Genomic DNA, 13,774 nt, shown 5'->3' with positions numbered 1-13,774 from the left:
ATTATTCTCCTTTTACAAATTCTCTAACACAACGGCGGTATGCTTCAACTGGGTCACTAGCACCCGTAATTGGTCTTCCTACCACAATATAATCACTTCCAATTTCACGAGCTTGTGAAGGTGTTGTAACACGTACTTGATCCCCTTTTGTTTCATCATTGAAACGAATACCTGGGGTTACTGTAATAAATTTATCACCACAAGCTTCACGAATAAGCCCAGCTTCAAGTGGACTACATACCACACCCGCAAGTCCTGCCTTCTCAGCATTTTTAGCATAGTGTACCACCGTATCATTCAAACTATGGTCAATCCATAATTCTTCTTTCATTCTTTCTTCCGATGTACTTGTAAGTTGTGTTACTGCGATTAGTTTAATATTCGGATTCACTTCATCAACTGCTTTTTGAGCAGCTGCCATCATTTCGATTGTACCTGCTGCATGCACATTTAGCATATCTGTTCCTAAATTTGCTAAGTTTTTAATCGCTTTATACACTGTGTTTGGAATATCATGTTGTTTTAAATCCAAGAAAATCTTATGTCCACGACGTTTAATTTCATGAACAATGCTAGGTCCTTCTGAATAAAATAATTCTTGACCAATCTTAACAAATGGCTTTTCTTCCTTAAATAAATCAAGGAAATTTAATGTTTCTTCCTTACTTGAAAAATCACACGCGATAATGACATCTCTTTCTCTCATTGATGAGCCCTCCCAATTATGTCTTCTAGTTTTTCTATGCCTAACTTATCCATTAATATGGGTAAGTTATCAATAATTTCTTTGCATGCATACGGATTACGACAATTCTCTGCACCTACTTGAATTGCGGTAGCTCCTGCAATCATCATTTCAATTACATCCTCTGCAGTTGCGATTCCTCCAATTCCAATGATAGGAATGCGTACTGCTTTATAAACTTGATATACCATTCGAAGAGCGATTGGTTTAATTGCAGGTCCACTAAACCCACCCATTATGTTAGCGATAATTGGTTTCCCTGTTTTTAAATCAAATCTTGCCCCAAGAAGTGTATTAATCATACAAATTCCATCTGCACCAGCTTCTTCCACCGCCTTAGCAATTTCAACAATATCTGTTACATTAGGTGATAACTTAATATATACTGGTTTGGTTGTCACTGCCTTAACTGCTTTTGTAATCTCTGCCGCAATTTTTGGATCTGTTCCAAAACTCATTCCACCATGTTTAACATTTGGACAAGAAATATTAATTTCAAGTATACCTACGATATCTTCCTTATCCATTTTTTTAGCACATTCTACATATTCTTCTAAAGCAAATCCAGAAATATTTGCGACTACTTTTTTATGATAAACTTCTTTTAACTTTTTAAATTCTGTTTGAATTACTTCATCAATACCAGGATTTTGAAGTCCTACTGCATTAATCATCCCTCGATCACATTCTGCAATTCTTGGCGTAGGATTTCCAAATCGTGCTTCTTTCGTAGTTCCTTTTGTCGCAATACTTCCTAACTCGTTGATGTCATAAAATTGTGCAAATTCATAACCAAACCCAAAGGTTCCACTTGCTGGTATTACAGGATTATCCAATTTCCACCCTGAGAGTGTTACGCTTAATCTTTTGTCCATAAGATTTCCTCACTTTTCATGACTGGTCCTTCAACACAAATACGTTTATAGCCTGTCAGTGTCTTACAACTACATCCCATACAAGCACCAAATCCACAACCCATTCTTTCTTCAAATGATAATTGTCCTTGGGTGTTTGATGCATCAAATACAGCCTTTAACATTGGAAGTGGTCCACAACTATAATAAGGATAATTTTTTAAGTCTCCTTGAATAACTTCTGATACAAACCCTTTTGTTCCATAACTTCCATCTACCGTACATACTGTAACAGAGGCACCAAGAAGCTTAAATTCATTTTCATAGAAACATTCACTTTTTGTATTAAATCCCAATACTACTTCTACCTCTACACCTTTTTCAATTAGATCTTTGCATAACCGATATAGTGGTGGAACTCCTACACCTCCACCCACAAGCAATGCATGTTTACTCTGTTGTGGTGTAAAGCCATTTCCAAGTCCTACTAACACTTCTATTTCTTTTCCTACTTCTTGTTTAGCCATCCAACTAGTTCCAGCACCGACTACTTTATAAATAATAGTAAGAGTTGAATCATCATAGTCACATAGGCTAATTGGTCTTTTTAAATATTCTGTGTCAATTGTAATATTAATAAACTGTCCTGGATTTGTTACCCAACTTGTATCCCCTTCAAGAATCATTTTGTAGACATTTTGTGTTAATGGTTCATTTTGTAGAATCTTATAGGTTTGTATAGATTTCATAATTAAATACCCTTTCTATAAACAATGTCACCATCTTTGATGGTCATGTAGCATTTACTTTGTAACCATTGTCCCTCAAACGGTGTACTCTTACCTTTTGATTCAAATTCTCTTGAGCGTACTTGTTGGCGATCATTCAAATTGAATATAGTAATATTCGCTTTTTCAAAACTTACAATCTCGCCACCATCTACTCCAAATATATCTGCTGCATGTCCACTCATCCACTCCATGACATCTTCAAGCGAACATTTTTTCTCTTTTACAAGTTTTGTATAAACTAGAGGAAAGGCAATTTCATTTCCAACAATTCCCATGCTAGCTTTGTCCATTGTGCAATTTTTTTCTTCATCACTGTGTGGTGCTTGATCTGTTGAGATACAATCGATTGTTCCATCAAGTAATCCTTGTAGAAGTGCTTCTTGATCTTCTTTTGTTCTTAGTGGTGGATTCATCTTAAATCTTCCATGATTTTCAACGATATCATCTTCACATAAGAATAAATGATGAGGTGTAACTTCACCACTTACAGGATATCCCTCTTTTTTTGCTTGTCTTAAATATGCTACTGATTCTTTTGTTGAAATATGACAAATATGATATTGGCAATTGGTTTCTCTTACTAAATCAAGATCACGCTTAACTTGAGCATATTCAGATTCACTTGAAATACCTACCAAATTAAATTCCTTTGCTTTTTTACCATCATGTATACATCCATGTTCCTTTAGCAGTGCTTCATCCTCACAATGAGCAATAATGATTGCATTATTTCTTTGACAACTCTCCATTGCTTTCTTCATCATTGATGCCTCTTGCACACCTTTTCCATCATCTGAAAACAAATAAGTATGTGGTAGTAACTCATCAAAATCAACAAGTTTCCCTACTCCTTTTTGACCTTGTGTTATTGAGGCAATCGGTAAGACATGAATGCATGCATCTTGATCAATCAATTTTCCTAACTGTTCAATATGTTGGGCTGAATCTGGAACTGGATTCACATTGGGCATTGCAAACACTGTTGTATATCCCCCATGTGCTGCTGCTTTTGTTCCTGATTTCATCGTTTCTTTGTACGAATAACCTGGTTCTCTTAAATGAACATGTGGATCAATAAAACCTGGGAAGACATGCAATCCTGCACAATCAATCACTTCCTCGACCTCATCCACATCTATTTTATCGGCAATGACAATACAGCCTTCATCATCAATCATAAAATCTTTTTCTTGAAATTTACCCTTGATATAAACATTACCATTTTGAAATAATTTGCTCATATTTCCTCCATAAAAAAACCTTCAAAACATGAGTTCGAAGGTCATCAGTAGTTACTATAAAAAATTTGATTTCTTCGAAACGTCACGCATTTCATTAAAGCCATTGTCATTATATCATATCAAATTTTATTTAATAGATATTTTCTAGTTTTTTTCCATAAAATCTTCTATCAGCTTGATAAAAGACTCCGTATTACTCACAAGTGGTTTTGGAGTAAATGTTTTACTCTTTTCTATATATTCACTAAATTGATTTAAATCCCTAGCATAGATGAGGTATCCTTGTTCATCAAAACTTTCCAGAATTTGTGTTTGATGATCATTGTGATGTTCACCAAATTCACTTAATCGCGCCGCTCCAATTACCTTCTTACCACTTTTTAATGCTGTCATAATTGTCCCTACACCACCATGAGTAAGTATCAAATCAGCCTCTTGTAATAATTTTGCAAATTCGTCACGATCAATATAATCAAAAACCTCCATGTTGTTTGAATGATAAGTTGTGTATCCTGCTTGTACAACAACACGATCTAAAATGACTCCCGCTTCAATTTGTTTATCAATTGCTTCTAACAAGCGCTTGAATGACTTATCTTGCGTCCCAAGTGTAACTAATATCATTAGAAAATCCACCCCCCATAGACTGCTTTAGGATATACCTCTAACATACTCTCCCATTGAACAATAAATAAATCCGCAATTGGATAAATCATTTGTCCAGCTTGAGTCGGTGTTTTAGAATTCGCAAAAGTTTCAATATAGATGACCTTCTTCTTAAATAGATGCGCTATTTTGCACATGGGTACAGCAGTATGTGTTCCTGTTGTAATAATATAATCTGGTCTTATCTTAATAAATAGAACAAATGATTTTAATATATTAAATGCGAAGATAAATAAGTATGAAAACAAATGTTGTTTCGTTCCATAAACAAGTGTATGAAATTTGCTCCCATACTTATCTTTTAACGAGCTATTTGAAGCTGTATTTTCAGTAATAAGAGTTGCATCAACTCCATCAAACATCGGAGCAAGCTGCATTAATTCCGTTAGATGTCCCCCAGTACTTGAGATAAAGATTACTTTTTTCATTTTATATCTCCTCAAAAAGAAAGAGTGTGAACACTCACACTCTTATTTTAACTTATTTTAAACTATTTTTCACTAATTCGATGACATCTTCCATAGTTTCGCTTGCAAGTGCTTTATTTGCTAGTTCTTCCATATCCGATTTTTTAAGTGAACGAATCATTTTACGAGCACGTAAGATACTTGAAGCGCTCATTGAGAATTCATCAAGTCCAAGTCCTAGTAATACTGGAGCAGCTAATTCATCACCAGCCATTTCTCCACACATTCCACACCATTTACCTTCTTTATGAGCACCATCAATTGCCATTTTAATTAAACGTAATAAAGATGGGTTCATTGGTTGGTATAGATAGGATACTTTTTCACTCATTCTATCTGCAGCCATTGAATATTGAACTAAGTCATTTGTACCAATTGAGAAGAAATCTGCTTCTTTAGCGAATTGATCAGCAAGAACAGCAGCAGCAGGAATTTCAACCATGATACCTACTTCAATCTTATCTCCAATTTTTACACCTTCACGAATTAAATTTTCTTTTTCTTCATTGAATAATGCTTTAGCAGCTCTAAATTCTTTTAATGTAGCAATCATAGGGAACATGATACATAAGTGTCCATATGCACTAGCACGAATTAAAGCACGTAATTGAGTTCTAAAAATATCTGTACGGTCTAAGCAAAGACGAATTGCACGATACCCTAAGAATGGATTCATTTCTTCTGGGAATGTGAAGTAACTTAATTTCTTATCGCCACCAATATCTAATGTACGAATAACAACTTTTTTATTACCCATTGCTTCAAGAACTGTCTTGTAAGCTTCAAATTGTTCATCTTCTGTTGGGAAGTTATCTGAATCCATATATAAGAATTCTGTACGGTATAACCCTACACCTTCACCACCATTTGCAAGAACACCTTCAACATCTTTTGGAGTTCCAATATTTCCTGCAAGTTCAACTTCATGACCATCAAGAGTAACACTCTTTTCGCTAATAAGAATCTTAAGAGCTTCTTTTTCTTCAATAAATTTAGCACGTTTTGCACCAAATTCATTAATTTGATCTTCTGTTGGATTTAAAATTACTACACCATCAATTGCATCTAAAACAAGAACATCACCTTGTTTAGCTTCTTCCATAATTGCTGCACAACCAACAACTGCAGGAATTTCTAAACTTCTTGCCATGATTGCAGAGTGAGATGTTCTACCACCAATTGCAGTAGCAAATCCAAGTGTATATTTTTTATTTAATTGAGCTGTGTCAGAAGGTGTTAAATCTTCTGCAACAATGATTACTTCTTCATTAATTGTTGTTAAATCAGGAATGATTGCTCCTGCAAGATTGCATTGTAAACGGAAAGTAACGTCTTTTACATCAGCGGCTCTTTCTTTGAAGTATGCATCATCCATACTTTCAAACATACCTACCATCATGTTAGCAACTTGTTCAGTAGCATATTCTGCATTGATGCCATCATTTTTAATCATTTCTTCAATTTGGCCTTTTAATTCAGGGTCATTTGCCATCATTAAGTGAGCGTCAAAAATAGCTAATTCTTCTTCTGATAAATTACCAGATGCTCTTTCCTTAATAACTTCAATGTCAGCAATTGTTTTCTCAAATGCTTTTTCTAGCTTTGCAATTTCTTCTTCAGAAGAACTTTGTACTTTTTCAATTTTAAGTTCTGGTTGTTGTAATTTATAAACCTTTGCAATTGCAACTCCCGATGATGCTGCTATACCTTTCAACATAGATATCCCTCCTTAAATTATATGGCGATTCAAAACATCTACCATATCTTTGATAGTGTTAATATCATGTAATTCTTCATCAAAAAAAGTAATCCCAAACTTTTCTTCTAACCCAAGTGCAAAATCAACAACCCCGAAAGAATCTAGCCCTAATTCTTCAAATGTTGTTTCTTCCATGACTTCGCATTTTTTATTGATTGATTGCTCAAGGTAACCTTTTATTGTGTTGAACGTTTCCATGTCTACACCTCACGGAGATTTTATCATTTTTTAGATGTTAAGACAATCAATAAATTCGTCAATCGCTTGCTTTTTTAGTCGATAATAGCTACTTCTAGAATAATACTCTATATACCAATTGGGGTTTGGATAACTAAAAAACTCATTTTTTAAAATAAACTGACTTGTTGGACTACACAACAAAATTGTTGAATTTACTAAGTAAACAGTACTTAATTCACTTGAATAGTAAGATTTATTCTCTTCAACGCTTAAGAATTTATACATTTGTATTCTTCGCTTTGATCTCATATAAGCCTTTGCTAAGATCATTATAAATGATTTTTTATCTTTATCACTTAATGGTTTTGTTAACATAAATCCCCCTCCTAATCCATTTATATGATAAAAATTAATGAATGAGTACCCTTTTCTCGTAATTGTAGATACTATTTTTTTCTCCATCTAATAGCACTTGCTTTTTATTGCTTTCTTGATATAATTTTCAAGTAAACTCGAAGGGGGTTAGATGATGAGTAATGAATCTACAACTTTGCCCTATAGCCGTATTATTTTATCAATATGTTACTTTCTAATCGTTCCAGTTTTTTCTCCACTCATTAATATGATTATTCAAAATTCATTAATATCATATACATTTGCTGTGAGTTTATCTGGACTATTATTAATGATTCAAAATTGGGACTTACTTGCAATTCACGGGAATCGTTTTAAGGATGATTATAAAGAAGCTATCTTCTTTACTATTATTGGTATACTTATCATGTCATTTTTAGTTTGGGCTAATACGAACTATTTAAACGCATTCCTGCCACTTATTGCAAAAGAATCACTCCAAGCTTTTTCTTGGTTCATTGTTCCAATACTGATTATTAATACATTTGTCTTCGCTATGAATTATGTTATCGTCTTCAAATGTGTTACTGATCGATTGAAATTAAAACACGCTGAAGCTGTTGTTATTCTCTTATCTGGATTCATATTTGCTTTATTATTCACAGTTACCTACATTCCATTTGATATGATTGCTTGGTTAAAGGGTTATCTGTTCTATTTTGTAATCACAATTATTATTTCTTATTTATATAATCAGACTCATTCATTTCTTCCAGGAATGTTCAGTCTTGGATTTGTTTTACTCTTATTCAATCTACTTAATTACTTTGTTGCATAAGAAATGGAAGTTCACTACTTGTGAACTTCCATTTTTAATTTATTCTGTTTCGATCAATCCATAACCACCATTGTTACGGCGATATACAACACTGATTGTTTCAGTTTCAGCATCCGTGTAGATAAAGAAACTATGTCCTAACATTTCCATTTGAAGAATTGCTTCCTCTAAATCCATTGTTTTAGCTTGGATTGTTTTTGTTTTAACAGGAATGTCTCCTTCATTTAATTTTTCTTCATCAACTTCGATGAAATTCATTGCTAATTTATCTTTATGTTTACGCGATAATCTCGTTTTTTGACGGCGAATTTGATCTTCTAATTTGTCAATTGCTAAATCAATTGCAGCATATAAATCTTCATGTTCAACTTCTGCACGCAATAAACCAATTTTGCTTGGAATTGTCACCTCTATCTTTTGAGTTGTTGGGTAAATTTTCACAACAACACGAGCAATAGTGTCTTCATCAATTAAGAAATACTTATCAAGGAAGGATAGTTTATTCTCTATTTTAGTTCTCATTCCTTCAGTGATACTAACATGTTGTCCAACGATTTCAAATCTCATATATGAAACCTCCTATTCTTACTTATATTATAAATGATTCAGAATAAGTTTGATACACCAATACATCAAACTTCAGTTATTTTTCATATTCGCTCATGTACTAAACTCATTAACCACTTGTACACAACTACCATTGCATATGTGTCCATACTACAATACTCAATAAGATGTGTTCTGATTTCTTCTGAATCAACCTCATCATCTTCTCTATCCAATAATCGCCATTGGAAAACTGCATCCATTCCTTGATGAATATCTAAATCTTGATATCCACTTTGGTTCTCCATAAGAGACATTAACACTTTTAGTGAATAGTAACCTCTCATACGAACATCATAGACAGCACCAATCACAAACGGAAATGCCAAGTCAACAAGACGACTATATAAATTCATTAAATCTTTTGCATGCTCAGGAAACTGAGCTGCCATTTCCTTTAAACGTATTTTTTCAGCACCTTCAGCATTATAGGCAACAATTGTCCCCTCATTTGGTATATCTTGAATTAGATTTTCTACAACATGACGTCGACAATCACGAGTTCCTAAATATTCTTTATGCTCAATTGTGCCATCTTCATGCAAAATATGAATTGAGTATTCAAACGGTAGTACATCATACGGTTTCATCCCTTTAAATGGTGGTATTGCATAAGTTTCCCATTCAAAATCTAAAAACGTAATTGGATATTTAATTTCTTCTATCCAAGTTTTTAGTGAATAATAATCCACATATAATCCATCATTTTGACTTGCTCGAATTTGCGCAAATTGTTGTCTTGAACCTTCAATACGATCTAAATCTACATCCTTAAGTTTTAATCTACCTTCATGATGCATAGCATATTTATGTTGAGAAGACACTAATGTCAAAATAGAATCAGCATCTACTTCTAATTCATTTGGAAAACACTTATCATAAAAACGACATTTGTTTTTCTTTGTACATTTATTTTGACGCGTACACTCCACGACATCACGTTTTAATATTTCATCCATGCCATTGAGTGTATCTTCTAAATTACGTAGACGTTTAAATACGGTATCTTTTATATTTTTACTTGGGTTTCCTTTATCATTAAAAAACTCTTCCGTAATTTGAAATAATTGGTGAGGATCTAATTCATCACCACGTACATAGTTTTCATCAAAATGTAAGATGTATATGTTATGAATATCAATTTCATTTTCTTCCAATACCCAAATACTACTACAATAAAAATTCATGTCATCATCTTTTGGACGATTGCCACAGAATAGAAAATAAACATCCCATCCTTGTTCAGTTTTATGTAGAAAAGGAATTTTAACTCTTAATTGTTTTGCTTCAAAGCGTCCTTTTACAATCCATTCATTATTTTCCATTGCCTTTAATGCTAAACTAGCCTCATCACCACGTGCACCTAAAAAACAATCTGTAATACCTAGTTTTTCACACGCAAGTGTTGTTACAGCTTCATCTAGTCGCACAAAAGAATTAAACGGTAATGGTTCCTCATAATGACTTAACCAGAATAATTTTGGACATCTTAAATATTTTTTTACATCAGATATATGATACATTGTAATCACCTTCATTCATTATACATCACATTATAGAATAGCTAAAGTAAATCCAAAAATCAAATAAAAACCTCATCATGAGGTTTTAGATACAAAAATCACCATGTTTAAATAGTTGAATTTCTTGATTATCATAAGTAATTCCTACAATATCCATATCAGCGCTTCCAAACATAAAGTCTGAATGAGCCATTGAAACATTGCATCCGTGTTGAATAAGCTCTTCTTTACTCATTTTTTCGCCATCTTTGATGTTGTTTGGATATGCTGCACCTAATGCTAGATGGCAGGATGCATTCTCATCAAACAAAGTATCATAGAATAAAATATTCATATTGGATATAGGAGAATTATGCGAAATAAGCGCTACTTCTCCTAAATAACATGATCCTTCATCCAGGTTGATTAAATTAGCTAAAGCATCTTCTTGCTTTTCTGCATGAAACTCAACCGCTTTTCCATCTTTAAATTTAATCCAAAAGTTTTCAATTAATTTACCTTGATAGTTAAGTGGTTTTGTACCATACACAATTCCATTAACACTTGTACGAAGAGGTGTTGTAAATGTTTCTTCAGTTGGCATATTTGGGTTAAACATAATACCACCTTGAGTTGTATCATATCCTCCAGCCCAAATGTGATTTTCTACAAGTCCAACAACTAAATCTGTACCTATTCCATTTTTAAAATGAAGTGATTTAAAATTGTATTTGTTTAATAAATCATTGTGTTGATGTAATGATTCATTGTGGTTGTCCCACTCATGTACTGGATCATTATCTTCACTGATACGAACTGATTTAAAAATTGCATCCCACAAAGCATTGACTGCATCTTCACCCTTTAAATCTTTGAAGATTGTTTCTGCCCATGCAACATTAGGTAAGGCTACGATTGACCATTGTCCAACATTTGCCATTGTATAATAGCGATAAGGTTCCATTGCTTTAGATGCTTCAAGACTTACAGCTTGTAACTTTGATGGATCAATGTGCTTCAAGTTTCCTGGAATGCTACTACGAATACTTAAAAAAGCACATTTTGATTCAACTTCTTCTTTGCGTTGTTCAATTTTATAAGCAGGTACTTTTTTCAAAATATCAGTTTCAACATTTTCATAATGAAGTTTTGTGATTAAATCATCACTCCATACAACATCCACTTTAGATGCTTTTGCTTTATATGCTTCTGCTACGCATAAACGTACAAATTCAACACATTCAACGGGCGCATTGATGACAAGTGGTTGTCCTACTTGGATATTAACCCCTTGTTTTATTGCAAGTTCTGCATATTTTTTTAAACGATTATCCATGGATTCACCTATAGTCCATTGGAAATAGGTAGCATTGCAGCTCCTAAAATTCCAGGTTCACTACATTCAGCTTCTGTAAAAATAACATCTCTCATTCCTGAATGAACTAGTTTTTTGAATTTTTCTTGCATGATTGGTAACCAAATATCTTTGGATTTCATTACCCCACCACCAATAACAAAAATATGTGGATCTACAATATGTGCAATATGGCTGTACATAACAGCTAAATCAGTTGTAACTTGATCAACAAGTTTCTTTGCTTCTTCATCACCTTGAACATATAAATCAAAGACATCTTTAGCACTTTCGATTTTATCACCAAAAATAGCTTGTCCTTTACGTGTGATCGCACGACCACTAGCTTCACTCTCAGATGCTCCTGGATTTAAATTATTAAATGGTTCGCGGTATGGATCAACAATTAGATTTCCAACTTCACCTGCATATCCTGATTTTCCTGAAACAAGCTTCCCATTCACTATCAAAGCACCACCGATTCCTGTAGAAACCGTTGTGTAATATACAATTGGATATAATTTTCCTGCTCCAATGATTGCTTCTGCAAGTCCTGCACAGTTTGCGTCATTATCAAGGAACGTTGGTAATCCTGTAGCCTCTTCAATCATCTTAGCCATTGGATAGTCAGTAAATCCTGTTAAATTACTAGATAGTTTCATTACTTTATTAACTGTATCAACTGGTCCTGGTACACCAATACCAACTCCAATACAATCCTTGTAGCCATCAATTTGTTTGATTAATGAAATAATATTGGGTACAACCTTTTCTGGACCTTCTAGCCCATAAGAAGGACTTTTTAATTCTTGTAATACTTCCCCTGAATCCGTAACTTTAGCAACACGTACATTCGTGCCCCCTAGATCAATACCGATAATTGTCTTCATGCTTGTCTCCTTTTTTATTATCTATTCATTATTATAGAGTTTTTGTCGCAAAAAGAAAAGGCTTACATGTGGATTAGACAAAAGAAAAACTTTGATTTCTCAAAGTTTAATTTACACGATTGCCATAAAAATCATGAGCCTTGATTCGTGTGATAGTTACTGGAACAAACGAACCAAATTCTATTGGTTCCTCACTCTTAAAGATTACCTCACCATCTATGCCATCAGGTGCACTAAATACACTGCGACCACGGTAGAAACCAGTTAAGCCATCTTGTTTTTCAACAAGCACTTCCAATGTTTTTCCTATCAACTCTTGATTCTTCGCTTCAACGATTTCTTCTTGAAGTTTCATCATTTCTTCATAGCGTCTATTTTTTTCTTCTTGGCTTAATTCATCTAGCAAGTCATATGATGGTGTATCCTCTTCTTTTGAGTAAGTAAAACCACCTAAACGATCCCATTTTACTCTTTTCATGAATTCCAAATTCAATTGAACATCTTCTAATGTTTCTGTAGGAAATCCTACAATCATTGTTGTACGAAGAGCTGGTGTAGGATATGTCTCTCTTATTTTATCTACAAGTCGAATAATACTCTCTACTGAACCACGACGATTCATTATTTGCAACATACGGTCAGATCCATGTTGAACCGGAATATCAAAGTAAGGTAATACTTTATCTAACTTTGCCATTCCTTCAATCAATTCATCATCAATTTCATCTGGATACATATAAAGAACACGAATCCAATGAAGTCCCTCAATTTCATTACAACGACCTAATAATTCCAATAATCGACGTTTTCCATAATTATCTAAACCATAACGTGTAGTGTCTTGAGCAATCAGATTTAATTCTTTTACACCACGCTTCGCCAATTCCTTTGCTTGATCAACAAGGGCATCAATATCAAATGAACGATAACCACCACGAATTAGTGGAATTGCACAATATGAACAACGATTATCACAACCATCAGCTATTTTCAAATAAGCCATCCATGGCTTACCTGTTAATACTTGTGGACACTTCCCATAATCATTCGCTATTTTTTCTCCTAATACTTCAGTTAAGATAGGACCAAATTGATTGTATTGTTTCAGCGTTATAAAACAATCCACCTCTGGCAATTCTTCAGCTAACTGATCTAAATATCGTTCAGCCAAACATCCCATTACAATCAATTTCTTACAGTTTTTTTCTTTATATTCAGCCATTTCTAAAATTGTATTAATACCTTCTTCCTTTGCAGGATCAATAAAACCACAGGTATTTACAATAATAGCATCTGCTTCATTTAAGTTATATGTTATTTCTTGGTTAGATTGTTGTAGCATTCCAATCAAGTTTTCAGTATCAACTAAATTTTTACAACATCCTAGTGATATAATTCCAATTTTCATACAGTACCTACTTTCCGACAGTATTGTACCACAATCATCTCATCGTTGCAGTAATCTAGATTTTTTTCTTCACGATATGCTTTAAATATTATATAATTAAGCATTATGCGAGGTAATCA

15 protein-coding genes are annotated in these 13,774 nt (G+C 33.6%); 1 reads left to right on the top strand and 14 read right to left on the bottom strand.

Features of this window, described 5'->3' with window-relative positions; translation table 11 throughout:
• Position 1 precedes the first annotated feature (1 nt).
• From pyrF to B5D14_RS08430, 9 genes are all read right to left on the bottom strand, one after another.
• The gene (gene pyrF / locus B5D14_RS08470; protein ID WP_078712193.1) at positions 2 to 706 is read right to left on the bottom strand and encodes an orotidine-5'-phosphate decarboxylase; all 705 of its coding nucleotides are present in this window, start codon (positions 704 to 706) and stop codon (positions 2 to 4) included.
• Positions 703 to 1,620, bottom strand: a complete 918-nt coding sequence (locus B5D14_RS08465; protein WP_078712192.1) for a dihydroorotate dehydrogenase — start codon at positions 1,618 to 1,620, stop codon at positions 703 to 705. Before B5D14_RS08465 ends, pyrF begins: the two co-directional genes overlap by 4 nt.
• The gene (locus tag B5D14_RS08460; RefSeq protein ID WP_078712191.1) at positions 1,605 to 2,348 is read right to left on the bottom strand and encodes a dihydroorotate dehydrogenase electron transfer subunit; all 744 of its coding nucleotides are present in this window, start codon (positions 2,346 to 2,348) and stop codon (positions 1,605 to 1,607) included. The genes B5D14_RS08465 and B5D14_RS08460 overlap by 16 nt, the downstream gene beginning before the upstream one ends.
• Before the next feature lie 2 nt (positions 2,349 to 2,350).
• Positions 2,351 to 3,631, bottom strand: coding sequence for a dihydroorotase (locus B5D14_RS08455; RefSeq protein ID WP_078712190.1), 1,281 nt, complete (start codon positions 3,629 to 3,631; stop codon positions 2,351 to 2,353).
• 144 nt (positions 3,632 to 3,775) lie between these two features.
• A complete protein-coding gene (gene pssE, locus B5D14_RS08450; RefSeq protein WP_078712189.1) occupies positions 3,776 to 4,255 on the bottom strand; it encodes a PssE/Cps14G family polysaccharide biosynthesis glycosyltransferase in 480 nt (159 codons plus the stop codon).
• Positions 4,255 to 4,725: a PssD/Cps14F family polysaccharide biosynthesis glycosyltransferase gene (gene pssD, locus B5D14_RS08445; RefSeq protein WP_078712188.1), complete on the bottom strand. Its 471-nt coding sequence runs from the start codon at positions 4,723 to 4,725 to the stop codon at positions 4,255 to 4,257. Before pssD ends, pssE begins: the two co-directional genes overlap by 1 nt.
• Positions 4,726 to 4,777: 52 nt before the next feature.
• Positions 4,778 to 6,481 (bottom strand): phosphoenolpyruvate--protein phosphotransferase, encoded by a 1,704-nt coding sequence (gene ptsP, locus B5D14_RS08440; RefSeq protein WP_078712187.1) that lies wholly within the window; start codon positions 6,479 to 6,481, stop codon positions 4,778 to 4,780.
• Positions 6,482 to 6,493: 12 nt separating this feature from the next.
• Positions 6,494 to 6,721, bottom strand: coding sequence for an acyl carrier protein (locus tag B5D14_RS08435; protein ID WP_078712186.1), 228 nt, complete (start codon positions 6,719 to 6,721; stop codon positions 6,494 to 6,496).
• 30 nt (positions 6,722 to 6,751) lie between these two features.
• A complete protein-coding gene (locus tag B5D14_RS08430; RefSeq protein WP_078712185.1) occupies positions 6,752 to 7,078 on the bottom strand; it encodes an MG284/MPN403 family protein in 327 nt (108 codons plus the stop codon).
• A gap of 154 nt (positions 7,079 to 7,232) precedes the next feature.
• Here B5D14_RS08430 and B5D14_RS08425 point away from each other — a divergent pair, with 154 nt between their 5' ends.
• Entirely contained in the window at positions 7,233 to 7,895 is a 663-nt protein-coding gene (locus B5D14_RS08425; RefSeq protein WP_078712184.1) for a hypothetical protein, read from the top strand.
• Between the two features lie 39 nt (positions 7,896 to 7,934).
• Here B5D14_RS08425 and hpf read toward each other — a convergent pair whose 3' ends face one another.
• The 5 genes from hpf to rimO all read right to left on the bottom strand — a co-directional run bounded on the left by hpf (position 7,935) and on the right by rimO (position 13,655).
• Positions 7,935 to 8,462, bottom strand: coding sequence for a ribosome hibernation-promoting factor, HPF/YfiA family (hpf, locus tag B5D14_RS08420; protein WP_078712183.1), 528 nt, complete (start codon positions 8,460 to 8,462; stop codon positions 7,935 to 7,937).
• A gap of 83 nt (positions 8,463 to 8,545) precedes the next feature.
• A complete protein-coding gene (locus B5D14_RS08415; protein ID WP_078712182.1) occupies positions 8,546 to 10,024 on the bottom strand; it encodes a DUF2779 domain-containing protein in 1,479 nt (492 codons plus the stop codon).
• A gap of 85 nt (positions 10,025 to 10,109) precedes the next feature.
• Complete coding sequence (locus B5D14_RS08410) at positions 10,110 to 11,339, bottom strand: aminopeptidase (protein ID WP_078712181.1); 1,230 nt, start codon at positions 11,337 to 11,339, stop codon at positions 10,110 to 10,112.
• A gap of 8 nt (positions 11,340 to 11,347) precedes the next feature.
• Positions 11,348 to 12,247 (bottom strand): ROK family protein, encoded by a 900-nt coding sequence (locus B5D14_RS08405; RefSeq protein ID WP_078712180.1) that lies wholly within the window; start codon positions 12,245 to 12,247, stop codon positions 11,348 to 11,350.
• Positions 12,248 to 12,353: 106 nt separating this feature from the next.
• Positions 12,354 to 13,655: a 30S ribosomal protein S12 methylthiotransferase RimO gene (gene rimO, locus B5D14_RS08400; RefSeq protein ID WP_078712179.1), complete on the bottom strand. Its 1,302-nt coding sequence runs from the start codon at positions 13,653 to 13,655 to the stop codon at positions 12,354 to 12,356.
• Positions 13,656 to 13,774 lie beyond the last annotated feature (119 nt).

Source organism: Anaerorhabdus furcosa (genome assembly GCF_900167375.1).
In the GTDB taxonomy this organism is placed as follows: Bacteria; Bacillota_I; Bacilli_A; order Erysipelotrichales; family Erysipelotrichaceae; genus Anaerorhabdus; species Anaerorhabdus furcosa.
This window is presented reverse-complemented; position numbering and strand designations above follow the sequence as displayed.